This is a genomic window from Bradyrhizobium sp. McL0616 (assembly GCF_049993385.1).
Classification (GTDB): domain Bacteria; phylum Pseudomonadota; class Alphaproteobacteria; order Rhizobiales; family Xanthobacteraceae; genus Bradyrhizobium.
This window is the reverse complement of record NZ_CP188255.1, coordinates 325,159-351,150: the sequence shown is the minus strand read 5'-3', so window position 1 is coordinate 351,150 and position 25,992 is coordinate 325,159. Positions and strand designations below refer to the sequence as shown.

21 protein-coding genes, 1 pseudogene and 1 riboswitch are annotated in these 25,992 nt (G+C 62.4%); of the genes and pseudogenes, 14 read left to right on the top strand and 8 right to left on the bottom strand.

Annotated elements, in window-relative coordinates; genetic code table 11:
- Positions 1-22 precede the first annotated feature (22 nt).
- Both ACPPVR_RS01630 and ACPPVR_RS01625 read right to left on the bottom strand, forming a co-directional pair.
- On the bottom strand, positions 23-613 hold the full coding sequence (locus ACPPVR_RS01630) for a thermonuclease family protein (RefSeq protein ID WP_426612556.1): 591 nt from the start codon (positions 611-613) through the stop codon (positions 23-25).
- 60 nt (positions 614-673) lie between these two features.
- Positions 674-880, bottom strand: a complete 207-nt coding sequence (locus ACPPVR_RS01625) for a DUF1674 domain-containing protein (protein ID WP_426612555.1) — start codon at positions 878-880, stop codon at positions 674-676.
- A 188-nt stretch (positions 881-1,068) separates the two neighbouring features.
- On the opposite strand from ACPPVR_RS01625, the gene ACPPVR_RS01620 reads away from it, so the two are divergent.
- The 3 genes from ACPPVR_RS01620 (at position 1,069) to purH (ending at position 6,048) form a co-directional block, all read left to right on the top strand.
- Positions 1,069-2,415, top strand: coding sequence for an RsmB/NOP family class I SAM-dependent RNA methyltransferase (locus ACPPVR_RS01620; protein WP_426612554.1), 1,347 nt, complete (start codon positions 1,069-1,071; stop codon positions 2,413-2,415).
- Between the two features lie 157 nt (positions 2,416-2,572).
- Positions 2,573-4,291, top strand: a complete 1,719-nt coding sequence (locus ACPPVR_RS01615) for a heparinase II/III family protein (RefSeq protein WP_426616304.1) — start codon at positions 2,573-2,575, stop codon at positions 4,289-4,291.
- Between the two features lie 57 nt (positions 4,292-4,348).
- A riboswitch (ZMP/ZTP riboswitch) is annotated at positions 4,349-4,430 on the top strand.
- Between the two features lie 25 nt (positions 4,431-4,455).
- Positions 4,456-6,048, top strand: coding sequence for a bifunctional phosphoribosylaminoimidazolecarboxamide formyltransferase/IMP cyclohydrolase (purH, locus tag ACPPVR_RS01610; protein WP_426612553.1), 1,593 nt, complete (start codon positions 4,456-4,458; stop codon positions 6,046-6,048).
- Positions 6,049-6,147: 99 nt separating this feature from the next.
- Here purH and ACPPVR_RS01605 read toward each other — a convergent pair whose 3' ends face one another.
- Positions 6,148-7,581 carry an MFS transporter gene (locus ACPPVR_RS01605; RefSeq protein ID WP_426612552.1) on the bottom strand — a complete coding sequence of 478 codons (1,434 nt, stop codon included), beginning with the start codon at positions 7,579-7,581 and terminating at the stop codon, positions 6,148-6,150.
- Positions 7,582-7,681: 100 nt separating this feature from the next.
- On the opposite strand from ACPPVR_RS01605, the gene ggt reads away from it, so the two are divergent.
- Complete coding sequence (gene ggt, locus ACPPVR_RS01600; RefSeq protein ID WP_426612551.1) at positions 7,682-9,433, top strand: gamma-glutamyltransferase; 1,752 nt, start codon at positions 7,682-7,684, stop codon at positions 9,431-9,433.
- An 86-nt stretch (positions 9,434-9,519) separates the two neighbouring features.
- Positions 9,520-10,815, top strand: coding sequence for an MFS transporter (locus tag ACPPVR_RS01595; RefSeq protein WP_426612550.1), 1,296 nt, complete (start codon positions 9,520-9,522; stop codon positions 10,813-10,815).
- A gap of 33 nt (positions 10,816-10,848) precedes the next feature.
- Here ACPPVR_RS01595 and ACPPVR_RS01590 read toward each other — a convergent pair whose 3' ends face one another.
- The gene (locus ACPPVR_RS01590; protein WP_426612549.1) at positions 10,849-11,514 is read right to left on the bottom strand and encodes a glutathione S-transferase family protein; all 666 of its coding nucleotides are present in this window, start codon (positions 11,512-11,514) and stop codon (positions 10,849-10,851) included.
- 150 nt (positions 11,515-11,664) lie between these two features.
- Here ACPPVR_RS01590 and ACPPVR_RS01585 point away from each other — a divergent pair, with 150 nt between their 5' ends.
- From ACPPVR_RS01585 to panE, 4 genes are all read left to right on the top strand, one after another.
- Entirely contained in the window at positions 11,665-12,261 is a 597-nt protein-coding gene (locus ACPPVR_RS01585; protein WP_426612548.1) for a DUF2239 family protein, read from the top strand.
- Between the two features lie 86 nt (positions 12,262-12,347).
- Positions 12,348-13,697 carry an MATE family efflux transporter gene (locus ACPPVR_RS01580; protein WP_426612547.1) on the top strand — a complete coding sequence of 450 codons (1,350 nt, stop codon included), beginning with the start codon at positions 12,348-12,350 and terminating at the stop codon, positions 13,695-13,697.
- Positions 13,698-13,791: 94 nt separating this feature from the next.
- Complete coding sequence (locus ACPPVR_RS01575; protein WP_426612546.1) at positions 13,792-14,400, top strand: 2-hydroxychromene-2-carboxylate isomerase; 609 nt, start codon at positions 13,792-13,794, stop codon at positions 14,398-14,400.
- A 112-nt stretch (positions 14,401-14,512) separates the two neighbouring features.
- Entirely contained in the window at positions 14,513-15,436 is a 924-nt protein-coding gene (gene panE, locus ACPPVR_RS01570; RefSeq protein WP_426612545.1) for a 2-dehydropantoate 2-reductase, read from the top strand.
- Positions 15,437-15,475: 39 nt separating this feature from the next.
- Here the strand turns inward: panE and ACPPVR_RS01565 are convergent, their stop codons facing one another.
- The 4 genes and pseudogenes from ACPPVR_RS01565 to ACPPVR_RS01550 form a co-directional block, all read right to left on the bottom strand.
- Complete coding sequence (locus ACPPVR_RS01565) at positions 15,476-16,069, bottom strand: c-type cytochrome (protein ID WP_426612544.1); 594 nt, start codon at positions 16,067-16,069, stop codon at positions 15,476-15,478.
- A 199-nt stretch (positions 16,070-16,268) separates the two neighbouring features.
- On the bottom strand, positions 16,269-17,534 hold the full coding sequence (locus ACPPVR_RS01560; RefSeq protein ID WP_426612543.1) for a PQQ-dependent sugar dehydrogenase: 1,266 nt from the start codon (positions 17,532-17,534) through the stop codon (positions 16,269-16,271).
- Positions 17,535-17,801: 267 nt separating this feature from the next.
- A pseudogene (locus ACPPVR_RS01555) lies at positions 17,802-18,789 on the bottom strand (NAD-dependent epimerase/dehydratase family protein).
- Between the two features lie 111 nt (positions 18,790-18,900).
- Positions 18,901-19,587, bottom strand: a complete 687-nt coding sequence (locus ACPPVR_RS01550; protein ID WP_426612542.1) for a glutathione S-transferase family protein — start codon at positions 19,585-19,587, stop codon at positions 18,901-18,903.
- A gap of 104 nt (positions 19,588-19,691) precedes the next feature.
- On the opposite strand from ACPPVR_RS01550, the gene ACPPVR_RS01545 reads away from it, so the two are divergent.
- The 5 genes from ACPPVR_RS01545 to ACPPVR_RS01525 all read left to right on the top strand — a co-directional run bounded on the left by ACPPVR_RS01545 (position 19,692) and on the right by ACPPVR_RS01525 (position 25,272).
- Complete coding sequence (locus ACPPVR_RS01545) at positions 19,692-20,264, top strand: TetR/AcrR family transcriptional regulator (protein WP_426612541.1); 573 nt, start codon at positions 19,692-19,694, stop codon at positions 20,262-20,264.
- A gap of 269 nt (positions 20,265-20,533) precedes the next feature.
- Positions 20,534-21,802, top strand: a complete 1,269-nt coding sequence (locus ACPPVR_RS01540; RefSeq protein ID WP_426612540.1) for a tyrosine-type recombinase/integrase — start codon at positions 20,534-20,536, stop codon at positions 21,800-21,802.
- Positions 21,799-22,548 carry a hypothetical protein gene (locus ACPPVR_RS01535; RefSeq protein ID WP_426612539.1) on the top strand — a complete coding sequence of 250 codons (750 nt, stop codon included), beginning with the start codon at positions 21,799-21,801 and terminating at the stop codon, positions 22,546-22,548. Before ACPPVR_RS01540 ends, ACPPVR_RS01535 begins: the two co-directional genes overlap by 4 nt.
- 116 nt (positions 22,549-22,664) lie before the next feature.
- Positions 22,665-22,907: a helix-turn-helix transcriptional regulator gene (locus ACPPVR_RS01530; protein WP_426612538.1), complete on the top strand. Its 243-nt coding sequence runs from the start codon at positions 22,665-22,667 to the stop codon at positions 22,905-22,907.
- Positions 22,900-25,272 carry a DUF5906 domain-containing protein gene (locus tag ACPPVR_RS01525; RefSeq protein WP_426612537.1) on the top strand — a complete coding sequence of 791 codons (2,373 nt, stop codon included), beginning with the start codon at positions 22,900-22,902 and terminating at the stop codon, positions 25,270-25,272. Before ACPPVR_RS01530 ends, ACPPVR_RS01525 begins: the two co-directional genes overlap by 8 nt.
- Positions 25,273-25,992 lie beyond the last annotated feature (720 nt).

Below are 25,992 nucleotides of genomic sequence, written 5' to 3'. Positions count from 1 at the left end.
GTCACTCGACGCGGCTTTTTTGTTACCAGAACCGCCAGCCCCGCGCGCACCAGCCATCGCGATGACCGCCATTGTAGCTGCGCGCATAACCGCCCACGAGCAGCAAGGCCGAGACGTTGGCAGTGCGCTTGGTCGCGACGTCCGCAAGGACGCGCCCGTATTTTTCGGAGCCGAGATTGTAGATAACCACGCCGCCCTGGCCGAGCAGCGCACGCAGCGCGTCGGTTGCCGCTTCCGCCTTGTCCAATTCCTCCTGACAGGACGCCTTCATCTCGGGTGCATCGATGCCGCGCAGGCGAACGCGCGCGACGAGGTCGCGGCCGTCACGCTGATGCACGCGGGCGAGAAAGGTGTCGCCGTCGATGGTGCGGATGACGTCGACCGGCTGGCGGACGTCCGCGTTGCCGGACTGCTGGAGGATGATCTCGGCATCTCGCGATTGACCATCCGTCACATGCGGGACGGGCCAGTTGGTCCCGTGCCGGAAGGTGAGCACGACCGCCACCACGATTCCGACCACAAACATCCAGGGCAGCAACCCTGAGAAGCGACGGCCGAACGGTGAGCCGTTGTACGAAGGCCGATATGGATGACTGGGGTCGAAGCGCGACATCCGCGCACGCTATGGCTGAGTCGGCCGGACCGGCAAGTGAGCCCTTAGAGAATCAGAGCGTCAAAAGTCCGAGGCGATGCCTTTGCGTTCCCAGTCGCCGTAGCGCGTGGGTTCGGGTCCCTTCGGGCCCTGCAATTCCTTCGGTGCCGCCTTTGCACCGTCCTTGGCGTGATCCGCCGCGGCCTGTCGGCGCGCCTCGGCTTCGGCCAGCGCGCGCTGGGCAGCCGGCGGCAAGGACTTGCGATCGGGAGCGGGCTGGTCGTTCATCGTCTGGGCTCCTAGCGCAGGATCGGAGGCTGCGCGACGTCCAATAACGCATTGCTGAAATGGCGGCGAAGGGCTGCAAACACCAGAGGCCATTCTTACATTTGGCATATTCGCATGCCACAGCTGCCGTTCTCAAGGCATGCGCCCCTATCGGCGGAACTGCCGCTCGCTCAGAACCTTGCTTCCGCATGCCATCTCAACGTTTTGCCCCTCCATCCGAAGTGCCAGGTCTCGCGGCACGGCGCATCGCTGCCGACATTGTCGACGGCGTGCTCCACAAACACCGCACGCTCGACGAGCAGCTCGACGGCTCCGGCGCCCATCCTGGACTGAAGACGCTGGCCGACCGCGACCGCGCGCTGATGCGGCGACTGGTCGCGACCATCCTGCGCCGGCTGGGCACGCTCGGCCATGTGCTGTCGCGCCTGCTCGACAAGGGCATCCCGTCCGACGCACCGCGCGCGCAGAGCGCGCTGCTGATCGGCGCCGCCCAGATCCTCTGGATGGACGTGCCCGATCACGCCGCGGTCGATCTCTCGGTCCGCCTGGTACAGTCCGACCGGCGCGCCGCGCGCTATGCCGGCCTCGTCAATGCCGTGCTGCGCCGCTGCGCGCGCGAGGGCAAGGCGCTGGTGGAAGAAGTCACCGCGCAATCGCTGGACCTGCCGCCCTGGCTGCTGGCGCGCTGGAGCGCACATTACGGCGAGACCGTCGCAAGAGACATGGCGCTCGCGCTCGGCCACGAGCCTTCGCTCGATCTCACCGTGAAATCGGACGCCGAGCAATGGGCGAGCCGACTGCACGGCGAAGTTCTGTCGACCGGATCGGTACGCACGGTGCTGCACGGCGCGGTAACGATGCTGCCCGGCTTCACCGAAGGACAATGGTGGGTGCAGGACGCCGCCGCCGCGCTGCCGGCCAGGCTGTTCGGCGACATCAAAGGCAAATCCATCGCCGATCTCTGCGCCGCACCCGGCGGCAAGACCGCCCAACTGGCGCAGGCCGGCGCGCAGGTCACGGCGATCGATCGATCGCCGGCCCGGGTGGCGCGCCTGCGCGAGAATCTGTCGCGGCTGTCGCTCCAGGCCGAGACTGTCGTCGCCGACGCCGTCGAATGGGCGGGTCCGGCCGACGGTTTTGACGGTATCCTGATCGATGCGCCCTGCACCTCGACCGGGACCATCCGCCGCCATCCCGACGTATCCTGGCTCCGGCAGGAATCCGACATCGCCGCGATGACCGTGCTCCAGCAGCGGCTGCTGCGAAAATCGATCCCGCTGCTCAAGCCCGGCGGGACGCTGGTCTACTGCACCTGTTCGCTGGAACCCGAAGAGGGCGAGCAGGCGATCGCTACGCTGCTTGCTGCGGAGCCTGCGCTACGTCGCGTGCCGATCGAGGCTGGCGAGGTCTCCGGGCTCGGCGAGCTCATCACCGCCGACGGCGACCTGCGCACCCTGCCGAGCCATCTGCCGCACGACGACCCGAAGCTCGGCGGGCTCGACGGATTTTTCGCGGCGCGACTCGTTAAATCCTGATTTTGCACCGGATTTTGCTGCCGCGACCCTGATTCGGAGCGTTTCAAGGTGGTGTCAGCCGTTCGATTTTGGGATTAATAAGGATTCGTCGGAATCCTCTCCCCCTTCAAGGCAAGGCGTGTCGGTCGCTCAACGCAGACGTATCTCGACGCTGGTGATGAACCGCTTCGCGCGGAACATGCTCGCGCGCGCGAGCGGCGGTTCTGTCGCGCTGTCGCGGGTCTGGCCCGGCCGTACCGACCGTCTGATCATCGCGCCGCATGATCTGCGCACGGCGGATGCGACGCGCGCCGCCGAGATCTATGCCGGGCGCTTCGTCTTCGCCGGCAAGATCGTCAACTGCCACGGCCGCTCGATCTTCGATCTCGATCCACCGTCGGAGGATTGGGAGGTCGCGCTGCTCGGCTTCGGCTGGCTGCGGCATCTGCGCGCCGCCGACACGGCGCTGACGCGGGCGAATGCGCGGGCGCTGGTCGAGGACTGGATTTCCAACCCCGCCAACAAGCGCCGCCCCGTCGCGCGTCGCGCCGACGTGCTGGCGCGTCGCGTGATCTCGCTGTTGTCGCAGGCGCCGCTGGTGCTCAACGACACCGACAACAAATTCTACCGCCGCTATCTGCGTGCGCTGGCGCGCGAGATCCGTTTCCTGCGCTACACCATGGTCAACATCCCGGACGGAGTGCCGAAGCTCCAGGTGCTGATCGCACTGTGCTACACGACACTCTGCCTCGCCAACCAGGGGAGTCACATCCGCAGCGCGTCGAAAAAGCTCTCCGACGAGTTGCAGCGTCAGATTCTCCCCGATGGAGGGCATATCTCGCGCAATCCGGGCGCGCTGATCGAGCTCCTGATCGACCTGTTGCCGCTGCGGCAGACCTTTGCCGCGCGCAACATCGCGCCGCCGCCGGCACTGCTCAACGCGATCGACCGCATGATGCCGATGCTTCGCTTCTTCCGGCATGGCGACGGCAATTTCGCGCTGTTCAACGGCATGAGCGCGACGCCTTCGGACCTGCTCGCCACGCTGCTCGCCTATGATGACACCCACGGCACGCCGATGGCGAACATGCCGCATACCGGCTTCCAGCGCCTCGATGCCGGCCAGACCACGCTGATCATCGACACCGGCCCGCCGCCGCCGGCCGGCGTCAGCCATGACGCCCATGCCGGCTGCCTGTCGTTCGAATTGTCCTCGGGTATCAGCCGCATCGTCACCAATTGCGGCATGCCGACCACGGGCCGCGACAATTGGCGGCCGTTCGCGCGCGGCACGGCAGCGCATTCGACACTGACCTATCACGAGACTTCGTCGTGCCAGTTCGTGGAAATGTCGGCGATGAAACGCCTGCTGCATGGCTCGCCCGTCACCAGCGGCCCCGTCGAGGTCGAGAGCTACCGCGAAGTCGTGCAGGACGGCACGCTGCTCACGACCTCGCATGACGGCTACCTCGCCAAGTTCGGCGTGATCCATCGCCGCGTGCTGATGATCGCCAATGACGGCGGGCGGATCGACGGAGAGGACACGCTGTCACCGCCGCAAGGCGCGCGCCTCAAAGGCACTGACGCCGATTTCGCGGTGCGCTTCCATCTGCATCCGGCAGTGAAGGCGAGCCGTTTGTCGGACGCGCGCGGCGTCATGCTGGTTCTGCCAAACCGCGACGTCTGGACCTTCGAGGCGCTCGACGACAAGGTCGATCTCGAGGACAGCGTGTTTTTGGCCGGCAATGACGGTCCCCGCCGCACTGCCCAGATTGTCATTCGGCAGGATGCGCGTCAGGCGCCTTCGGTCCGCTGGAGCTTTGTCCGCTCCACGGCTTCTCCGGCTGTCACCAATGCCCGCCGCAACGCCCGGCGCGAGCCGGAACTTCCGCTGTAAACGCGCGATTCAGCCCTATCTGATCGTTGTGAAGGACGTCGAAAACTGCTATCGAGCCCTCGCTCGCGCGACTGGCGACCTTGGATGGAGCACCATCGGGAAGCGCGGGACATATCTGCCGCGCGCCTGGGCATAGACACTTCTTAAGACAGAGGATCTTGCTCATGACTGACCATCCCCGCCGCGTCACCCGCGCCCTGCTTTCCGTCTCCGACAAAACCGGCCTGATCGAATTCGCGACAGCGCTTGCCGCGCATGGCGTCGAGCTCGTTTCCACCGGCGGCACCGCCAAGGCGATTGCCGCGGCCGGCCTCAAGGTAAAAGACGTCTCCGAGCTCACCGGTTTCCCCGAGATGATGGATGGCCGCGTCAAGACGCTGCATCCGAAGGTGCATGGCGGCCTGCTCGCGATCCGCGACAACAAGGACCATGCGGAGGCGATGAAGGCGCATGGCATCGCGCCGATCGACCTCCTCGTCGTCAACCTCTATCCGTTCGAGGCGACCGTCGACAAAGGCGCAGGCTTCGAGGATTGCATCGAGAACATCGACATCGGCGGCCCCGCGATGATCCGCGCCGCGGCGAAGAACCATGACGACGTCGCCGTCGTTGTGGAAGCCCAGGACTATCAGGCGGTGCTTGACGAGCTCGCTGCCAACAACGGCGCGACCACGCTAAAACTGCGCCGGCGGCTTGCCGCAAAGGCCTATGCGCGCACGGGTGCGTATGATGCCGCAATCTCGAACTGGTTCAACCGGCAGCTCGAGATCGACGCACCCGACTTCCGTGCCTTCGGCGGCAGACTGATCCAGTCGCTGCGCTATGGCGAGAACCCGCACCAGACCGCGGCGTTCTATGCGACGCCGGACAAGCGCCCGGGCGTCTCGACTGCGCGGCAATTGCAGGGCAAGGAGCTCTCCTACAACAACATCAACGACACCGATGCGGCCTATGAATGCATCGGCGAGTTCGACGCCAAGCGCACCGCAGCCTGCGTCATCGTCAAGCACGCCAATCCCTGCGGCGTCGCGGAAGGCTCCGACCTCGTCAGCGCCTATCGCAAGGCGCTCGCCTGCGATTCGACTTCGGCGTTCGGCGGCATCATCGCGATGAACCGCGCACTCGATGCCGACACTGCGCGCGAGATCACGAAGATCTTCACCGAGGTGATCATCGCGCCCGACGCCAGCGAAGAGGCGATCGCCATCATCGGCGCACGCAAGAATCTGCGCCTGCTGCTCGCCGGCAGCCTGCCCGATCCGCGCGCGCCGGGCCTCACCGCGAAGACGGTGGCCGGCGGTCTTCTCGTGCAGAGCCGCGACAACGCCGTGGTCGATGACATGACATTCAAGGTCGTGACCAAGCGCGCGCCGACCGACGCTGAAATGCGCGACCTGAAGTTTGCGTTCCGGGTTGCAAAGCACGTCAAGTCCAACACCATCATCTACGCCAGGGATCTCGCCACCGTCGGCATCGGCGCGGGCCAGATGAGCCGGGTCGATTCAGCGCGGATCGCGGCGCGCAAGGCGCTGGATGCAGCCAATGAGTTGAAGCTTGCCGAGCCGCTCACCAAGGGCTCCGTGGTGGCCTCGGATGCATTCTTCCCCTTCGCTGACGGCATGCTCGCCTGCATCGAAGCCGGCGCCACCGCCGTGGTGCAGCCCGGTGGCTCGATGCGCGACGACGAGGTAATCAAGGCCGCCGACGAGCACGGCATCGCGATGGTGTTCACGGGAACGCGGCACTTCCGGCACTAAGCCCTAAACCCTCCACGGGTCGTCCCGGCGAAGGCCGGGACCCATAACCACAGGACGTGGTTTGGTCTGCGGTACTAGCCGCGTCGCGCCACCGAGAGATCACGCGGTATGGGTCCCGGCCTTCGCCGGGACGACAGCCGAGTTTTGTTCTTCCCGCACCCGCATCAGCAGCGCGAATCCTGCGACGAAGAACACCACCAGCACGGCCATGCCGGCCTTCTGGCTCGCAGTCGCCGCAGTGATCACGCCGATCAGCAGCGGCCCGATGAAGGACGTCACCTTTCCGGTCAACGCGAACAAGCCAAAGTACTGCGCGATGCGGTCCTTCGGTGCGAGACGGATCAGTAGCGTGCGTGATGCCGCCTGAAGCGGGCCACCAGCCGCGCCGATCAGGCAGCCCAGGATCACGTAGGCACGTTCGGCCGCGCTCGAGAACATGGCAGCGCCCGGCTCGGGCGGCGCGACCTTGACGAACAGGACACTGTCCTTGTCGACCAGAAGAATCGCCGCCACCGAGAGCAGCAGGATCAGCAAGCTGCCGGCGATGACGCGCTTCGGTCCGAGGAAATCGTCGAGCTTGCCGCCAAGCCAGGCGCCGAAGGTGCCGGCGATGGCGAGGATAATTCCAAACGTACCGATCTGGATCGTGTGCCAGCCGAAGGTGCCAGCGGCGTAGATGCCGCCGAAGGCGAACAGCGACACCAGACCATCGGTGTAGATCATGTTGGCAAGCAGAAACGCTGCGAGCGACTTCTGCTCCGGCAAACTCTTCAGCGATTGCTTCAGCTCGGAGAGGCCTTGGCGCAATGCCGCGTGCAGCGGGCGCTTAGCCGGATAATCCGGCGTGAACAGGAACATCGGCGTCACGAAGATGATGAACCACAGCCCCGTCAACGGCCCCGCGGCGCGGTCGCCCTGGTGGGTGGCGGGATCGAGTCCGAACAGCGGCGTGAAGCCGAGCAGCGTGCGTCCGGTCTCGGGATTGGCGGCGAAGAAGCCGAGCACGATGATCAGGCTGACGATGCCGCCAATGTAACCCGTGGCCCAGCCGGTGCCGGAGAGCCGGCCGATGCGCTCCGGCGGCACCAAGGTTGGCATCATCGCATTGTTGAAGACTGTGGCGAATTCCGCACCGACGCTGGCAAGCGCAACCGCCGTGAGCAGCGGCGGAATGATGGTGGGATCGCCAGGCTTGCCGATCCACAGCGTGCAGGACGCCACCACCAGCAGTGCGCCGAACGCGGCGATCCAGGGCTTTCGGCGGCCCGAGGCATCTGCGATGGCCCCGAGCACCGGCGACAACAGCGCGATCGCCAGGCCCGCAGCGGCCATCGCAAAACCCCAGAGCGATTGTCCGGTGGCAGCATCTGGCGCGATGCTGGTGGCGAAATAGGGCGCGAACACGAAGGTCGTGATCAGCGTGAAATAGGGCTGCGCGGCCCAATCGAAGAAGATCCAGCTGATGACGGCGGCGCGCGGCGGATAGGTCCGCTGCGCGCCGGCCATGCGCGCATCCGAGGCGATCGTCGTCATCACGCAGTCCTCTTCACAAACAGTTTTGCCTCTCTTAGCGCAAACCGTATAGCATTATAGCGATGCGCGTGAGTTGGCCCGAAGCCCCGGCGGAAATTTGATGATGGCGTCATTTTCGACACGGCGGACATTTTTCGCACTTATCGCCACTCTGGCGTTTGGTCTTGCATCCGCGACCGCACAGGATGCACGTCGGACCTACATCCCGCCCGCCCTCGACACGGTGCATGCCGTTCCCGCCGAGCACGGCATGGTGGTGGCGCAGGAGAAGATAGCGGCACAAGTCGGTGCCGACATCCTTCGACGCGGCGGCAATGCCGTCGACGCCGCGGTCGCGACCGGCTTTGCCATGGCGGTGACTTATCCGCGCGCCGGCAATATCGGCGGCGGCGGCTTCATGCTGATCCATTCCGCCGAGCGCAACGAGGACATCGCGATCGACTATCGCGAGACCGCACCGGCGGCGACCACGCCGCAGATCTTCCTCGGCCTCGACGGCAAGCCTGATGCGGCGAAGTCGCGCGATTCCGCGCTCGGTGTCGGTGTGCCCGGCACCGTCGCGGGCCTTGCTTTGGCGCTTGAGAGATACGGCTCGGGCCATTTCACGCTGGCGCAATTGCTCGAACCTGCGATCGCGCTTGCGCGTGATGGGTTTGTCGTCAGCGACGACATCGCCGACACCTTGCCGGGCCTATACCCACGGCTGTCGCACTGGCCATCATCGGCCAAAATTTTCTCGAAGCCTGATGGCAAGCCGTTCGGCGAGGGCGACAGGCTGGTCCAGAGCGACCTCGCCGACACGCTGGCGAGCGTCGCCGCACAAGGCCCGCGCGGTTTCTATGAAGGCCCGGTCGCGGACAGACTCGCCAAGGCCGTGTCCGACGCCGGCGGCATCATGACATCAGCCGATCTGAAGGCTTACCAGGCCGTGATCCGGGCGCCGGTGCGTGGCAGCTATCGCGGCTATGACATCGTCTCGATGCCGCTGCCGTCCTCCGGCGGCGTGGTGCTGGTGGAGACGCTCAACATCCTCGAAGGCCTACCGCTCGCGGACCTCAAGCAGGGCTCGCCTGCGTCGCTGCATCTGCTTATCGAGGCCATGAAGCGCGCCTACGCCGACCGTGCCCGCTATCTCGGCGATCCCGCCTTCGTCAACGCGCCGATCGAGACCCTCACTGCGAAGGACTACGCTGCCAAGCTGCGCGCCGGCATCTCCACCGATCGCGCCACGCCGTCAAAGGATCTCGTTGCCACCGCGACCTCGCCGCGCGAAGGCAGCAACACCACGCATTACTCGGTCGTCGACAGCCGCGGCAACGCCGTCAGCAACACCTACACGCTGAATTTCAGCTATGGCGTCGGCCTCGTCGCCGAGGGTACCGGCGTGCTGCTCAACAACGAGCTCGACGATTTCACCGCGGCGGTCGGCGCTTCCAACGCCTACGGCCTCGTCGGCTACGAGCCCAATCTGCCCGGACCCGGCAAGCGTCCGCTGTCCTCGATGTCGCCGACCATCGTGCTGAAGGACGGCAAGCCGGTGCTGGTGACGGGCTCGCCCGGCGGCAGCCGCATCATCTCGACCGTACTCCAGGTGATCGTCAATGTGCTCGACTACAGGATGGACGTTGCCGCCGCCGTTGCGGCGCCGCGGCTGCATCATCAATGGCTGCCGGACGAGGTGCGTGTCGAGCGCGGCTTTCCCGACGATGTGCTGTTCGAGCTGAAGGCGATGGACCATCTTATCGTCGAGCCGATGGGACAAACCTCCGCCAACTCGATCGCGGTGACGCCGAACGGACCACTCGGCGCGCCCGATCCGCGCACCCGCGGCGCCGAAGCGGCGGGACAGTAACCTGACCGCTGCACAGCACGCCGGCTTGCGCTGGCCGCCGCGCATGCTACCACCGCCGAACACGGGAAATTGCCGGGGAAACGCACATGAGCACAGCCGATTCATCGCAGCGCATCGAACGCGCCGAGATCGAGGACACCAGCCTTCTCGCCTTCTATCGCGACATGAATGCGCCGGAGCGGCGGACGTTCTGGGCCTGCGCGGCGGGCTGGGCGCTCGACGGCATGGACTTCATGATCTACCCGCTGGTGATCGGCACCATCATCGCACTGTGGAAGGTCGATGCGGCCTCGGCGGGTCTTGCCGGCACGGTGACGCTGCTGGCCTCTGCCATCGGCGGCTGGTTCGGCGGCTATCTCTCCGACCATATCGGCCGGGTCAGGACGCTCCAGATCACTATCATCTGGTTCTCGGTCTTCTCGCTGGTCTGCGCGGTCGTGCAGAATTTCGAGCAGCTTTTGATCGCACGCGCGGTGCTGGGCCTCGGCTTCGGCGGCGAATGGGCCGCGGGCGCCGTGCTGATGGGCGAGGCGATCCGGCCGCAATATCGCGGGCGCGCGGTCGGCTCGGTGCAATCAGGCTGGGCGGTCGGCTGGGGCCTTGCGGTGCTGTCGCAGGCAATCCTGTTCTCGGCTTTGCCGCCGGAGACGGCGTGGCGCTGGATGTTCGTGATCGGTGCGCTGCCGGCGCTCTTGGTGTTCTACATCCGCCGCTCCGTCACCGAGCCGGTGATCGCGGTTGAAGCGCGCGCAAAACAGGCCGCGAGCGGCGATCGTCCGGCGCTCTGGGAGATCTTTTCCGGCCCGATCCTGAAGACCACGATTTTGGCATCGCTGATGGCGACGGGCTGCCAGGGCGGCTACTACGCCGTCACCTTCTGGGTACCGCAATTCCTGACCAAGGAACGGCATCTGTCGGTCGTCAGCTCGACCGGCTACCTCTCGACGCTGATCATCGGCTCGTTCATCGGTTATCTCACCGGTGCCTGGCTCGCCGACCGGATAGGACGGCGCAATTTGTTCCTGACCTTCTCGATCGGCGCCATGGCCGTGGTGCTGCTCTACACGCAGCTGCCTCTCACCAACGAGATCCTGTGGGTGCTCGGCTTCCCGCTCGGCTTCTTCGCCTCGGGCTATTTCTCCGGTATCGGCGCGTTCCTCACCGAGCTCTATCCGACGCGGCTGCGCGGCTCGGGCCAGGGCTTTTGCTACAATTTCGGCCGCGGCATCGGCGCGCTGTTTCCGTTCCTCGTCGGTGCGCTCTCGGCCTCGACGTCGCTCGCGAATGCAATCGCGATGTTCGCGGTGGCGGCTTACGCGCTGTTCTTCATCGCAGCCTTCGCGCTGCCGGAGACGCGCGGCCGCGTGCTGCACGCGGACTAGTGGCGTACGGTCATCCCGGGGCGGTGAGGAAGCTTACCGCCCCACCTGATACGGCCCGCCCTTTTCCAGCGCGCGGCTATAGGCCGGCCGCGCATGGATGCGCTCCAGGAACGCCATCGCCTTGGGATGGCCCTGCTCGAGGCCGCCGCGCGCTTGGGCTGCTTCAAGCGGAAAGCTCATCTGGATATCGGCGGCGGTGAATTCATTGCCGGCAAACCACTCGGTCTTTCCGAGCTCGCCTTCCCAATAATCCATGTGCTGCTTGAGCTGCGGATTGACCATCGCGGTCAGGGCCTGGTTCGAGACCTTGCGCACCAGCGGGCGTAGCAGCGCGGGCGCGCGCTTCGGCATCAGCGTGAACAAGAGCTTCAGCAACAGCGGCGACATCGCGGAGCCTTCCGCGTAGTGCAGCCAATAGGTGAAGCGCAGCCGCTCCGGCGTGTTCGGCGGCGGGATCAGCCGGCCGTTGCCATAGGTCGCGATGAGATATTCGATGATCGCACCTGACTCGGCGATGGTGTTGCCATTGTCGGTGATCACCGGCGATTTGCCGAGCGGATGGATGGCGCGCAGCTCCTTCGGCGCGCGCATGTCCGGCTGGCGCTGGTAGCGCACGATCTCGTACGGAACGCCCAACTCCTCGAGCAGCCACAGCACCCGCTGCGAACGTGAATTGTTGAGGTGATGAACGGTCAGCATCGGTGTGGTCCCCAGACTAGGCGTGGTCGATCGGCTGGGCCGTTCGTGCCAGCCCGAACGTGCGATGTCGAGCCACCCGGAGGGATAATTTCACCCGGGTATATTGACGAGATGAATTTACCCGGGTATTAAAAAGCCAACGTCACCAATATGGCAATGATTTCGATGCAAAGGACTTTCACCGCTTTTCAGGGCCCGCGCCGCCTGGCGTCCGGGTCGGCAGGAGAGGTCGCGCTGGTCGTCAAGCGGATGGCGCCACGGCCGGACGAGCCCATCATCATCTTCGAGGACGACACGGGCCGATCGATCGACTTCGATCTGCGCGGCGGCGATCGCGAGGTGCTGGGGCGATTGGCGAAACTTGTCCCGCCCCCAGTTGAGGAAACCGCACCAGCGAGCGAGCCGCGCGGCCGCGGCCGGCCGAAGCTTGGCGTGGTCGCACGCGAGGTCACGCTGCTGCCGCGACACTGGGAATGGCTGAACAGCCGGCCCGGCGGCGCGTCCGTCGCGCTGCGAAAGCTCGTCGAGGAGGCCCGGCGCCTGTCCGGCGACAAGGACCGGGAGCGCCAGGCGCGCGATGCGGCCTATCACTTCATGTCGACCATGGCCGGCAACCTCTCGCAGTTCGAGGAAGCCTCGCGCGCGCTGTTTGCGGATGACCGGCGCCGCTTCACCGGATTGATCGCCGACTGGCCCGCCGACATCCGCGACCACATCGTCAAGCTCGCCTATAGCGACCGCGCCTAGGCGCACCACTCTCACACAACCCCCATCGACGGCCGAGCCGCGCATTGCGCGGCAATGGCTTCGCACGCCTGATGAAAGGCAAATCCATGTCCGCCCCCAAACCGCTCTGGAAAACGTTCCTCCGCTTCCTCGCACCGTTGATGCTGAGCAACGCGCTGCAATCGCTGTTCGGCACCGTCAGCAACGTCTATCTCGGCCAGATGATCGGCGTGGATGCGCTCGCGGCAGTCTCGACATTCTTCCCGGTGTTTTTCTTCCTGTTCGCCTTCGTCATGGGCCTGAGCACCGGCGCCACGGTGCTGATCGGCCAGGCTTTTGGCGCGGGTGAGCACGGCCGAATAAAGATCATCGTGGGTACGACGCTCGCGGTCGGCCTGCTGCTCTCGATATCGGTTGCGATCATCGGCGGTCTGTTCAGCCGTCAATTGATGATGGCGCTCGCCACGCCCGCCGACATTCTCGACCAGGCCAGCGACTACGCGCGCATCATGCTGCTGACGATGCCGCTCGGCTTCGTGTTCCTGTTGATGACAGCGATGATCCGCGGCGTAGGTGACGTGCTCACCCCGCTGCTGGCGCTGGCGCTATCGACTGTGATCGGCCTGATCCTGACGCCGATGCTAATTCGCGGCACGTTCGGATTGCCGGCGGTTGGTATCACCAGCCCAGCATGGGCGGCTGCAATCTCCAACGCGCTGACACTGGTCGCGCTGGCCGCCTATCTGCTGCGCAAGAAGCACGCGCTCGCACCGGACGCCGCACTTTTGCGTCACCTGCGGCTCAATGGCGCTGTGCTCGGAAAAATCCTCGGCATCGGATTGCCGAGCGCGGTCGGCATGGTGGTGATGGCGATCGCCGAGCTGGTGCTGCTCGGCCTCGTCAACAGCTTCGGGTCCGAGGCCACCGCGGCCTATGGCGCGGTCAACCAGGTGATGGGCTATACGCAGTTCACGGCGATATCGATCTCGATCACGGTCTCGATCTTGGGCGCGCAGGCCATCGGCGGTGGCGACAGGGCGCGGCTGGACGGCATCGTGCGCACCGGCCTTGCGTTCAACCTCGTGCTGACCGGCGGGCTGGTGGCGTTGATCTATCTCGCGCCACGTGCCGTGCTCGGAATTTTCATCACCGATAGCGACGTGCTCGAACTGGCAAACGGATTGCTCCGCATCGCCCTGTGGAGCTCGGTGCCGTTCGGTCTGGCCACTGTGTTTTCTGGCGCAATGCGTGCAGCCGGCGCGGCGTTGACACCGATGCTGCTGTCGATCTTCGCCATCATCGCGATCGAGCTGCCGGCCGCGGTGATCCTGGGCCGCACGGTCGGGCTGAAGGGCGTGTGGGCGGCCTATCCGATCGTGTTCTGCGCCATGTTCATTTTGCAGATGGGCTATTACCTGCTGGTGTGGCGCAAGCGCGCGATCCGGCGTCTGATCTGACGGAGCTGTCAAAGTATTATGACCGTCATTAAACGATGGACCTGTGGCGCACCCTGCGCCACAATGCCAAAAAGCGATGTCAGGGAGGACGATTTTGACCCGCACAGCCCCGCAATTCCTGTTCGATTTCGGCAGCCCGAACGCCTATCTCAGCCATCTGGCGATCCCGGCGATCGAAAAGCGGATCGGCGTGAAGTTCGAGTATGTGCCGATCCTGCTCGGCGGCATCTTCAAATCGACCAACAACAAGTCGCCGGCCGAGACGCTCGCCGGCATCAAGAACAAGCGCGAATTCCAGGCGGTCGAGACCGAGCGCTTCGTCAAGCGCTTCAAGGTGCCGGCTTATGTCATGAATCCTTTTTTCCCAGTCAACACGCTGAACCTGATGCGCACCGCGATCGCCGCACAGGCCGAGGGCGTCTTCGAGAAATATGTCGAGGCCGCCTTCCACCACATGTGGCGCGAGCCGAAGAAGATGGACGATCCGGAAGTCGCCGCCAAGGCGCTCGCATCTTCCGGCCTCGATGCCCAAAAACTGTTCGCCCGCGCGCAAGAGCCCGAGGTCAAGGGCAAGCTGATCAAGAACACTGACGAGGCCGTCGCCCGGGGTGCCTTCGGCTCGCCGACCTTCTTCGTCGGCAACGAGATGTTCTTCGGCAAGGAGCAACTGCGCGAGGTCGAGGAGATGGTGCTGGAGAAATAGCCCTTCGTTCCTCGGCGACAGAATGTGATCGCGGTACCATTCTGGATTGCTTCGCTTCGCTCGCAATGAAGACTATAGAGAGACCGCCAATAGCAATAATAAGGACAATCCCATGCGTATCCTCGTGGTCGGCGCCGGCGCCATCGGCGGCTATTTTGGTGGCAGGCTGTTGCAAGCCGGCCGCGACGTCACCTTCCTGGTCCGGCCGCGACGCGCCGCCGAGCTTGCGAGCGCCGGCCTCGTCATCAAGAGCCCGAACGGCGACGTGACCTTGAAAAACCCACCGACCGTTCAGGCCGACGCGCTCAAGGAAAAATTCGATGTCGTGCTGCTCAGCTGCAAGGCGTTCGACCTCGACGACGCCATCAAGTCGTTCGCGGCTGCGGTTGGGCCGAACACCGCCATCATTCCGATGCTCAACGGCATGAAGCATCTCGACACGCTAGATGCCAAGTTCGGCACGGAGCGCGTGCTCGGGGGCCTCTGCGCCATCGCTGCGACACTGAACGAGAAGCGCGAAGTGGTACAGCTCCAGCCGATGCAGTCGATCAATTACGGCGAGCGCGACGGCAATCTGTCGGATCGGGTCAAGGCGATCGACGAGGCCTTCAAGAGCGGCATCGTTGGTGCCACCGCCAGCCAGAACATCATGCAGGACATGTGGGAGAAGTGGGTGTTCCTGTCTTCGCTCGCGGCGTCCACGAGCCTGATGCGCACCTCCGTCGGCAACATCCTGGCCGCCCCCGGCGGCCGAGATTTCCTGCTCGGCATGTTAGACGAGACCAGCGCGATCGCGACGGCTTCCGGCTACACGCCGGGCGGCCCGTTCTTCGAGCGGGTAAAGGGCAATCTGACGACCGAGGGCTCGCCGATGACGGCTTCGATGTTCCGTGACGTCAAGGCAGGTTTCCCGGTCGAAGCCGATCACGTGATCGGCGACCTCATCGCGCGAGCTGATGCGGCCAAGGTCCCGGTGCCGAAGCTGCGCATCGCATATACGCATTTGAAGGCGTACGAGAAGCAGCGAGCGGGGTAGTTACTGTCGTCCCGGCGAAGTTTGTGGCTACACCTTCCGCTACTGCAAATGCGCCACGTAATGCGCGATCGCGGCGATCTCTTCCTCGCTCATGGAATAGGCGACGTCTGCCATGGCGGCGCCTGCACCACCAACGCGCTGACTCGTTTTGTAGTCATTCAATGCCTTCACCAGATATTCCTCGCGCTGGCCGGCAAGGCGCGCCACTGCTTTTGTACCGGCGAAGGAATCGGTGTGGCATGAGGCGCAGCGACGGCCCGCGGCGGCCTGCTGGCCTTTCTTCGAGAGATCGGGGTCGTTGTCTTCCGGACCCTTCGGCGGCGTCATCGCAGCGAAATACGCGCCGAGACTTCGAATGTCTTCGTTGGTGATCTCGGCGGCGATTGGCTGCATCTGCTCGTTCTTGCGTGAACCGGCACGGAAGAACACGAGCTGCCACTGGATGTACTGATCGGGCTGACCGGCCAGCGAGGGGATGTTCTCGGTCTGTGAGATGCCGTTCTCGCCGTGGCAGCCGGAACAGACGGCAGCCTTCTCCTGGACGGCGGCATTGTCGGCGGCGCTTGCGGAGAGAGCGCCGAGCGCGAGGAGCGCAGCCGCGCTGATTGCGTGCGAAATGAATAGCCGGCGCATGATGAGAATTCCACTCTGACGGATTCGTCACTCCAGGGCGCCTGAAAGGCGAGCCTGGAATCCATAACCAACATTCGGGGTTATGGGTTCCGGACCTGCGCGCAAGCGACGCGCAATCCGGAATGACAGCGTGCGAATTTGAAACGAAAAGAGGCTGCGGCCGCCTCGCAGGCCACCGCAGCCTCATTGTTGTCGCGCGCTACTTCTTGTAGCTGATGCGGTAGATCGCGCCGGCCCAGTCGTCGGCAACGAGGATCGAGCCATCCTTGGCGAGGATGATGTCGTCGGGACGGCCGAGATAGCCCTGGTCGCCTTCGATCCAGCCAGAGGCGAACACCTCCTGCTTGGGGTTCTTGCCGTCGGGCCCGACGATCACGCGCACGATGCGGCCGCCCTGGTACTTGTGGCGATTCCAGGAGCCGTGCTCGGCGATCAGGATGTTGTTCTTGTACTCGGCGGGGAATTGGTCGCCGGTATAGAACTTCATGCCGAGCGGAGCGACGTGGGCGCCGAGATTCAGCACGGGCGGCGTGAACTCGGAGCACTTGTGGCCCATCGCGAACTTCGGATCCGGCAGGTCACCCTGGTGGCAGTAGGGATAGCCGAAGTGCTCGCCGATCTTCGAGATCATGTTCAGCTTGTCGCTGGGCAGATCGTCGCTGATCCAGTCACGCGCGTTCTCGGTGAACCAGTATTTGCCGCTGCGCGGATCGACGTCGCCACCGACCGAGTTGCGAACGCCGAGCGCGTAGACTTCGGCATTGCCGGTCTTGGGATCGACTCGCCGGATCTGCGAGACGCTGGTCGGGGGGACGCCGACGTTGAAGGGGGGTCCGAACGGAATGTAGAACCATCCGTCCTTGTCGGCCGCGAGGTACTTCCAGCCATGCGCGGCATAGGACGGCATGTCGTCATACACCACCTTGCCGTCGCCGAGCTTGTCCAGATTGGCTTCGGCGTTGTCGTAGCGGATCAGCTTGTCGACGGCGATGACGTAGAGCGCCCCGTCCTTGAAGGCGAGACCGGTGGGCATGTTCAGGCCCTTGAGGATGGTCTTGACCTCCTTCTTCCCGCCATTGTCGGTGATGGCATAGACGTTGCCGAGGCCGAACGAGCCGACGAACAGCGTGCCCTTGTCACCCCAGGCCATCTGCCGCGCGGCCAGCACGCCCGAGGCATAGACATCGATCTTGAAGCCCGCAGGCAGCTTGATCTTCTTGACGATGTTGGCGAGCTCGGCGTCGGACGCGCCGGTCGGCGGACCCGAGGGCGGCGCCAGGCCCTTCTGCGCCTCGGTTTCGTCGCCGAGGAACCAGTCATCCGGCGGATGGGTCCAGAACTCCTTTGTGCCGGATTCGTATTTCTTCAGGACCCGGTTCTTGTCCTGCTGTTGCGCACTGGCGACGCTGGTCCCCGCAAGAAGGGCCACGGCCGCAAGCGCCAAGATGGATTGATGGAATTTCATCGCGTCACTCCCCTAAGGCAGCCGTCAGGGCTGCACATTATTTTGTTTTGGCTAGTCGAGAGGCGAAGTTCGGAGTCTGTCGAGAGGCAGACGCAAAAAGGTTAGCACATCTGCGAGCAGTGAGAAGCGCGTCACGCGCACTGCGGTTGCGCTCAATAAAAATTGAGACGGATTTTCTCTGGAGGCGAACGCCGCGACGACAGCGATCTCGCTGCAACGCGGAATCGAAACGACCCCCGACTAATTTGCAGGCAGCAATCGCGGCGATTACGAGGCGACGGGATAAGGGCCGTCGTCGAACGCCGTAGCGTGGTAGCCCTTCGATCCGACCTCGCGCGCCAGCGCGCTGCGAAAGTCGCGGCCGTCGCAAAGGCTGCGCAGCACATGGGCGAAATCGAATTCCGGATGCCAGCCCAGCTCGCGCCGGGCCCGATCGTTGACATAGACACGGTCGATCTCAGGGAACAGGCGCCAGCCGCGCGCCGCATAGAGCTGCTCGCAGCCGGGATAGAGCGCCTGCACCATGCCCACCGCATCACGCACTAGCGCCGCGAGATGATGCCGCTCGAACGGGGTTGTAGCCGAGACGATATAGCGGGCGAAACCGAATCTCCGGCGCACGCGCCGCGGCGCGCAGATGGGCGTTCACCGCATCCGCTATATCCAGCCGGCGATAGAGCAATTCGTTGGCCTGCACGTTCTCCGGCAGATAGGCAGACCGCAGCGCGGGATCGTCATCGTCCTCCGGAAAGAACCGCGAGGTCCTCAAGACGAGGACGGGCAGCCCGCGCTCGCGAAAGAACAGCTCGCACAGATTTTCCGCCATCAGCTTGGTGGTGCCGTAGATGTTCTTAGGGATAGGCGGCAGGTCCTCGGTGACCCACACCGCGGCCTGGCCTGCCTCCGGCCGAAGCTGGGAACCGAATGCGCTGGTGGTGCTGGTGAAAACAAAGCTCGTCACGCCGACGGCCGCGGCCGCCTCAAGCAAATTGAGCGTGCCGGTGACGTTGGTGTCGATGAAATCCTGTTTGGTATGGGTCGCCACATGCGGCTTGTGCAGGGTCGCGGTGTGAATGACGGCCGTGATCCCGGCCATCTGGTTCCGGACGAAGTCCGGATCGGTGATCGAGCCGACGGCGTCGGTGAATTCCGATTTCTTTAAATCAACCCCATGCACAGGTGACTCGCGCCCCCGGAGCGTCCGGACAATGGCCTCCCCGAGGTGGCCGGCGCTGCCGGTGACCAGAATTGTCATTGCATCTCCAACATCGATCTTTCAACGCTGCGCAAGGTGAGACTCGACAGGTCGAGCCTCACCCATGGCGGCGGATCAGCATCGTTTGTGCCCGGAAATGCCCTCCGTCAATCACAAGCCGAGACGGCGCGCGTCATCGGCGAGAAATGCCTGCCCGCTGCGATGCTTTACACTCGGCAGGTCGGCAATTCGCGCGCGCCACGCGACAAGCGCGGAGGCGTCGTCGGGGATCGTCAGGCCGGCAGCGTCAGCGAACATCAGACCGGCAAAAACGGTGATGTCTGCCATCGAGAAGGCGTCTCCGGCGACATAAGGCTGCCGCTCCAGCACCGCGTTGAAATAGGCCATCCCGGCACGAGCGCGTTCGCCCTGGCGTCGTCCCCACTCGGTCCGGCCGTTCCAATCGAGGCTCTTGAAGGCCTGGAGCTGCGGTCCAAGGCCGGGGGTGGCGTGATGGAAGTATTCGCCGACCGGATCGATCAGCTCGGCTTCCGCACGCCGCTGCATCATATGGATCAGGGCTCTCTGCTTGGGCGTCGTCCCCGTCAGCGTCGGGTGACCGTCGAGGTGATCGAGATATTCGGTGATGGCCGTGGATTCGGAGATGAAGGTGCCGTCGTCGAGCTCGAGCACGGGCAGCACGCCTGAGGGGTTCTTTTGCAGGAAAGCAGGGCTCTTGTGCTCGGCCCCAATCAGGTCGACCGGAATGAACTCGACCTGAGATTCGAGCTGCTTCTCCGCGAGCACGATGCGGATGCGGGTGGGGTTCGGAAAGCCTGGACGATCATAGATTTTCATGGATCACCTTATCTGTCTATCGATAGATAGACCTATTTGGCCTCGCTACCCCTTCCATTAACGACGGTCAACAGCTATCTATCGATTGGTAGGTAACGATCTTGATGGCGAAAACAAAGGCAGATATGCGCGAGGCGCTCCTGGCGACTGCACGAGCAAGCGTGCAGGCGCGCGGATACAATGCGCTGAGCTTTCGCGACCTCGCCAAGGAGGTGGGGATCAAGAGTGCCAGCGTGCACTACCATTTTCCGACCAAGGGCGATCTCGGCGTAGCATTGGCTGGGCGCTACACCGAGGAGGGCGCGGCCTATCTGGACGAAGTCCTCGCCACGGCGCCCGATCCGCATACGTGCTTCGACCGCTACAGCGCGATCTTTCGTGCCGCGCTCGCCAACGGCAACCGCATGTGCCTGAGCGGCATCATGAGCGCCGAACTCGACGATCTTCCGGAAGAGGTGAAATCTGAGATCGATCGTTTTCCGCGGATGAATATCGCGTGGATTGCGCGCGTGCTTGCGACGGCCGATGCCTCTGCCGGCGAAGCGGAAAGAAGCGAGCGCGCGATGGCCATCTACGCAGCGATCGCAGGCGCGCAGCTCATTGCACGCGGACGCAACGACATCTCGGTCTACGATCGCGCCATCGCGGCCTATCGTGTCTCGGGATTGATCCCCTGATCCTCAGCGGCTTGCCCAAGGCAAGCCGAAGCGAACTGCGCTTACGGAATTCCGGACGCTAGGGAAAAATTGGAGCGGGCGAAGGGGCTCGAACCCTCGACCCCGACCTTGGCAAGGTTAAGCTCTGCGGAACGAACCGGTAACCATGCGTAAAGTCTCACTTTGTCAATACGTTGATTGAACGACACAATCCGGTCCTAAGGAGTGCGGGGGCGTGCGCGTGAGAAAAGCCAACCAGCACTCCCCCAGTACACCCCGGGGGAGCCGGAATGAAGAGCCTGAACCGGAAGAGATTAACCCAGCAGGGGGTGGAGCGCCTGCGGTACAACCAGGCGGCTGCCCCACCAAGCGGCAGAATTGAAATCGAGAATGAAGCCTGCCCCGGACTGTTGCTCCGCATTACACCTCGAAATGTGAAGTCGTTTAGCGTCATTTACCGGGTTGTGGGCGAGGGCGGCACCAATCCAACCGGGCGTCTCCTCGCTGGGAAGCAGCACCGGGTCACCCTGGGGGCGACCCCGCCCCTTGAGTTGACCGACGCTCGCCGCCAAGCGCGGGACATCATCCAGGCTGCGACAGAAGGTCGCGACCTGCGGATGGAAAGGCGTGAGCGCAACCTGATCCGCGCCGTCAACACGTTTGAGGCCGTCTTCCAGCGCTTTATGGAAATCGAGATCATCCCAAATGTAGACGCTTGGCGAAATGTTGATGGAGTGTTGCGCCGGCACGCGCTGCCTCGTTGGGCGAAAACACCGGTTCAGGACCTCCGCCGCTCTCATATCCACGAGTTAATCGATGAACTCGTCCAAAGCGGCCGGCATGGCGTTGCCCGAGAGGTTCGGAAGCATCTGTCGCGGTTTTTCAATTGGGCGGTCGACCGCGAGATCATCGCCGATAACCCAATTCATGGGTTCAAACGTGGAGACTTGCAGAACAAAGATGAAGCGGGCCGCGCGCTTCAGGACGAGGAGATTAAGTGGGTTTGGCACGCAAGCTTTGCTTTAGGCTATCCCTTCGGTCCGTTGTATCGCTTGTTGCTCTTGACCGGGCAGCGCCGCACGGAATGGGCTTCGGCGCGCAGGTCCGAGGTCAATCCCGACAAGAAATGGCTGGAGGTTCCAAAGGATCGGTACAAGGGCGATCGTGACCACGTCGTGCCAATGGCCGATCAAGCCTGGTCCGTCTTCGAGCAGCTGCCCGCCTGGCCAGGTAACGACTATTTTCTGTTCTCGACCCGCAGCGGGAAGGTACCAATTTCGGGGTTCTCCAAAGGTAAGGCTCGCCTTGACCAGGAAATATCTAAGCGAATTGCTGTCGAGCAATCTGGCGCCACTCTCATGCCGTTCCGTGTTCACGACCTCCGCGTAACCTGCGAGACGAGGCTGGCGCGGCTCGGCTTCAACCAAGATGTTCGAGACGCAGTCATTGGGCATGCGAAGGCTGGTCTTCAAAAGACTTACAACAAGTACGATTACTTGGCCGAAAAGCGTGAAGCTGTCGCTGCATACGAAACACACATCATGAGCATTGTGCGATGAGTATGTTTACGGACCACCATGCACGCGCACTCGCCGGCGACACGTTTAGATTTCGCGTCAAGTTTGATTCCGCAGACGAACAGAAGCGCCGTGGTAAGGCCGTTCAGCCGCTCGTCGGAAAAGAAAGCGCTTTGTTGAAGGCGCTGCGAGTAGGCGAGCAACGTTATGTCGACTGCAAAACGGAACTCCAAGCTATCCGAAAACTCCGCAACGCCGACACTAAGCTTCCGGCACAATGCGCAACAATGGGTGAGAAACTAAGGGAAGTAGTGCTCGCCTTGTCCGCTCTCGACGATGTCTCGCGGGAGGAGCTAGATTCCATTGCTCGCTCCCGCGGTTCAAGCGCGGAGGAGATGAATGGGTACTTGGAAAAGGCCTTAGATTGGCTGGATGCGGGAACTGAGGAGCTTTTCTCTAAGCGCCAGAAGGCGGCAGGGCGGAAGCGCGGAGTTGGCAAGGGAGGCGCTGAACGAGTGCCGCTGGAGGAGTTTGCCAAAGAGCTCAGATATTTCCTGCTCGAAATCGGACTTGTGTTCACTTTTGAAGCGACAACTCGAGAGGATCGCCACCCCCCTGACCGCGTGCCGGTGAGTGCCGCTGCTCGTTTGCTGTACAGCGCAGCTCGTTTGCTGGATCATCGAGTTGAGGTCTCTGATATCGAGGCCGTGATGAAGGCAGTTAACCAAAAGCCTGAATTTCGCGAAGAGCTTCTAGGCGACGTCGTGGTGGACGCTTTGACCGGCTGAATGACGGTCGATCTGCTCTGAGATATTCATCGAAGCGCAGACAATTTCCAACTAGTGACGCCAACCGACTAACTGCACTATTTGGTTGCTTCCCTACAAACCGAAGGAAGCAAAGAATGCGATTTTTACGAGTTAGCGAAGTCGTCCCGATGGTCGGCTTCTCAAAAAACACGCTGTATGCTCGAATTCGAGCTGGGACATTCCCAAAGCCTATCGCCCTTGGACCCCAGACCACCGCCTTCTTGGAAGAAGAGGTCCTGGAGTGGATGAAGACTCAAGTCGCGGTCGCCCGCGGCTATTCCGGGTCGGCGAATATTCCCGTGTCTTCCGCGAGAACGCAGGAGGGCAGCAATGTCTGACGCAGATAACGCTGTGCCACAGCCGGACAACGATTCAGCCATCGAATTCCTGAACGCCTTCGAACCTGAAGGGCCGTGGGTGCTCACCGCCATTCCGCCACACCGGAAGGGAATCCAGACCCGGACCTTCGGCCCGGACCGTCTGGATCAACTGAGGCAATGGCTGGGTCCGCTCAACGGAAGTGCTAACCTGTATTTCCATGTGAATCGACCGCTGAGAGATCTCGACAAGAAGGCTGAACGCGAAGACATCAAGGAGGTTCGCTGGCTCCATGTCGATGTCGACCCCCGAGTGAACGAGCCGGTGGAAGACGAGCAGCGCCGTATTTTCTCGCTGATGACTGACCGGCTCCCGGCTAGCATTCCGACGCCGACCGTCATTCTCTTTTCGGGTGGTGGATTCCAAGCTTTCTGGCGGCTGGAAGCGCCGATCGTTGTAGACGGCAAACTTGAACTGGCCGAAAACGCTGCGCTATACAACGTTGCGATGGAGCAGGCCTTTCAAGGTGATAACTGCCACAACATCGACCGCATCATGCGTTTGCCGGGCACGGTAAACATTCCTGACGAACGCAAGCGGTTGAAGGGCCGGCGTCCAGCTCTGGCGCGGGTGGTAATTTACGATACTTCGAGGGTTTATCCCCTTTCCACATTTACACCTGCAGCTCCTATGCGGAGTGATCAATCGGCTGCGCTGGGTCGCCCGGGCCAGTCTAATAACTCGGTCAAGATCGGCGGAAACGTTCGTCGCATCATCGAATCGTCCGAACTCGACGAATGGGGCGTTCCTGACCGCGTTAAGATTATCATTGGGCAGGGCAAGCACCCGGATGAGCCGAAGCCGCATGACAATAGTCGATCGGCTTGGCTCTTTGATGCCGTGTGCAATTTGGTGCGTCAGCGAGTCCCGGATGAGGTGATCTTTTCCCTCTTGACCGACCCTCACTGGGCCATCTCAGAGAGCGTTCTCGAAAAAGGTAGCGCGGCAGAGAAGTATGCGATCCGGCAGATCGAACGAGCGAAGGAAGAGGTCATCAGCCCAGAGCTAAGACTTCTGAACGAGAAACACTTCGTAATTGAGAATGATGCTGGAAAGTGCCGCGTTGCTGAATGGATCCCATCTGAGGGGGACGGGAGAGACCAGTTGTCGACTCAGTCTTTCGAGGACTTTCGTAACCGCTACATGCACATGCGTGTGCTCGTCGGGAAGGACGCGAAAGACAACCCACAATTCAAGCCGCTGGGCAGATTCTGGCTCGAACATGAAATGCGGCGACAATTCCGTGGCCTTGTATTCCGACCCGGCAACCAGCAAGTGATAAACGGGTTCTTGAATCTCTGGCGCGGTTTCGGAATAGAACCTCGACCTGGCAGTTGGTCGCGCATGCAAGCTCACATTGTTTCGGTCCTTGCAGATGGTGATGAAGGCTCTGCCGACTACATCCTAAATTGGGCTGCATGGGCCGTACAGAATCCTGACCAACCTGCAGAGGTAGCGCTGGTCTTCAAGGGCGGACAAGGGACCGGAAAGTCGACGTTTGGCCGCGCGATGAGATCGCTCTTTGGCCAGCATGGGCTGCAAGTCGTGACTCCCAGTCAGTTCGCCGGTCGATTCAACGCGCATATGAGAGACGTCTGCTTGTTGTTCGCCGACGAAGCAGTGCGACCAGACGACCGCTCAGCGCGTGGAATTCTGAAAGCACTCCTTACGGAAAGAAATCTCCCTATGGAGGGCAAAGGGCGCGATATTGTACAAATGACGAACTACGCAAAAGTGATTATGGCATCCAACGAGGAGTGGGTGGTTACTGCTGAGCTAGATGATCGACGGTTCGCCGTCTTCAAAGTCTCCGAAGGCCGAAAGGGCGCTAAACCCTACTTCAAAGCCCTGAATGAGGAGCTCGAAGCCGTCGGCTTGGAGGCGATGCTGTACGACCTTTTGGAGCGCCCTTTAGGGGAATGGCACCCCAGGGTGAATATTCCACAGACCGCGGAGAAGGACTTTCAAAAAACGGCATCTCTGACGAGCCTGGAGAAATGGTTTCTCGATCTACTCTTCCAGGGCGTGGTACCGGTCCAGCGATGGATGAACGAAAAAGAACCCTTTGTTGCCACCTCTACGCTCACGGACGTCGCTCGGCAGCAGTTGCGGAAGGAGGACATCTCTTGGAACACCGTCAACTTTCTACTCACCAAACTTGAGTTCAAGAAGATTGATAATTCAAGACCGCGCGGTTTCGTTTTTCCTGAACTAGGGCTTGCGCGGGCAACTTGGAACCGGGTGTTTACTAGGGTTGAATGGCACGACACTGGGGAGTGGGCTCCTCTTGATCCCTCGAAAACGCCCTTCGAGCCGCCATTCTAAAACAAGGCTCAACTCGACCTACCGACTACCGACCCGAAAATTTATCAGCAGGCCCTAGCGATGAGCGATGAGCTCGCGCCCAGGCGTCTACTTCGTGGTCGGCAAGGTCGGTAGGTCGGAATCTACATTTAATCATAAGAAGATAGAGAAACCGACTTTCTCCGACTACTAATGCTTACAAAACAAGATAATCCTCATCGCTCATTTCACGGTCGAGCGGATTGTCGTGCACCTGCTGCAAGTTATCGGAAATCTCACACCTCAGAATTTCTGGAGAGACAAGGTTTAAATTTTTGCGGTTTCCGGATCAGTCAGTAATCGCAGCACCTTCCTGCGGCGGATATCGTAGGAAAAAGGCGTCTGATGCAGCACATTTGGAGTGCCTACGCGCGCGCGCGCGAGGCTCGTCTGCAAATATGAGACGATGACCACTCCAATTGACCTAACAATGGCGCATCATGTGCATCGTGATCTGAGCCTCCTCTTCTAAAGGTTAGGTCCGACCGAGGATAGAATGATATTGATCGGACCACGGTGCTCGGGAATTCATTGGGGGAGCGCGAGGGGAGCGGGGAACGAACATTCGTAGACTTGGATCCGTCGTCAAGGCCAAAAATCGCTACGTATCCAAGGACCTTCGGGCCCGCGAGCGTCCACTCATCTTTCGGTCCCGTTTGCTGCGCTGGACATGGCACATGAGCCTGGCTTGATCTACATCAA

Bases quoted from the DNA above. Each gene is read 5' to 3' on its own strand.
- ACPPVR_RS01630 (WP_426612556.1), bottom strand. From the start codon at position 613: ATGTCGCGCTTCGACCCCAGTCATCCATATCGGCCTTCGTACAACGGC.
- ACPPVR_RS01625 (WP_426612555.1), bottom strand. From the start codon at position 880: ATGAACGACCAGCCCGCTCCCGATCGCAAGTCCTTGCCGCCGGCTGCC.
- ACPPVR_RS01620 (WP_426612554.1), top strand. From the start codon at position 1,069: ATGCCATCTCAACGTTTTGCCCCTCCATCCGAAGTGCCAGGTCTCGCG.
- ACPPVR_RS01615 (WP_426616304.1), top strand. From the start codon at position 2,573: ATGAACCGCTTCGCGCGGAACATGCTCGCGCGCGCGAGCGGCGGTTCT.
- purH (WP_426612553.1), top strand. From the start codon at position 4,456: ATGACTGACCATCCCCGCCGCGTCACCCGCGCCCTGCTTTCCGTCTCC.
- ACPPVR_RS01605 (WP_426612552.1), bottom strand. From the start codon at position 7,581: ATGACGACGATCGCCTCGGATGCGCGCATGGCCGGCGCGCAGCGGACC.
- ggt (WP_426612551.1), top strand. From the start codon at position 7,682: ATGATGGCGTCATTTTCGACACGGCGGACATTTTTCGCACTTATCGCC.
- ACPPVR_RS01595 (WP_426612550.1), top strand. From the start codon at position 9,520: ATGAGCACAGCCGATTCATCGCAGCGCATCGAACGCGCCGAGATCGAG.
- ACPPVR_RS01590 (WP_426612549.1), bottom strand. From the start codon at position 11,514: ATGCTGACCGTTCATCACCTCAACAATTCACGTTCGCAGCGGGTGCTG.
- ACPPVR_RS01585 (WP_426612548.1), top strand. From the start codon at position 11,665: ATGGCAATGATTTCGATGCAAAGGACTTTCACCGCTTTTCAGGGCCCG.
- ACPPVR_RS01580 (WP_426612547.1), top strand. From the start codon at position 12,348: ATGTCCGCCCCCAAACCGCTCTGGAAAACGTTCCTCCGCTTCCTCGCA.
- panE (WP_426612545.1), top strand. From the start codon at position 14,513: ATGCGTATCCTCGTGGTCGGCGCCGGCGCCATCGGCGGCTATTTTGGT.
- ACPPVR_RS01565 (WP_426612544.1), bottom strand. From the start codon at position 16,069: ATGCGCCGGCTATTCATTTCGCACGCAATCAGCGCGGCTGCGCTCCTC.
- ACPPVR_RS01560 (WP_426612543.1), bottom strand. From the start codon at position 17,534: ATGAAATTCCATCAATCCATCTTGGCGCTTGCGGCCGTGGCCCTTCTT.
- ACPPVR_RS01550 (WP_426612542.1), bottom strand. From the start codon at position 19,587: ATGAAAATCTATGATCGTCCAGGCTTTCCGAACCCCACCCGCATCCGC.
- ACPPVR_RS01545 (WP_426612541.1), top strand. From the start codon at position 19,692: ATGGCGAAAACAAAGGCAGATATGCGCGAGGCGCTCCTGGCGACTGCA.
- ACPPVR_RS01540 (WP_426612540.1), top strand. From the start codon at position 20,534: ATGAAGAGCCTGAACCGGAAGAGATTAACCCAGCAGGGGGTGGAGCGC.
- ACPPVR_RS01535 (WP_426612539.1), top strand. From the start codon at position 21,799: ATGAGTATGTTTACGGACCACCATGCACGCGCACTCGCCGGCGACACG.
- ACPPVR_RS01530 (WP_426612538.1), top strand. From the start codon at position 22,665: ATGCGATTTTTACGAGTTAGCGAAGTCGTCCCGATGGTCGGCTTCTCA.
- ACPPVR_RS01525 (WP_426612537.1), top strand. From the start codon at position 22,900: ATGTCTGACGCAGATAACGCTGTGCCACAGCCGGACAACGATTCAGCC.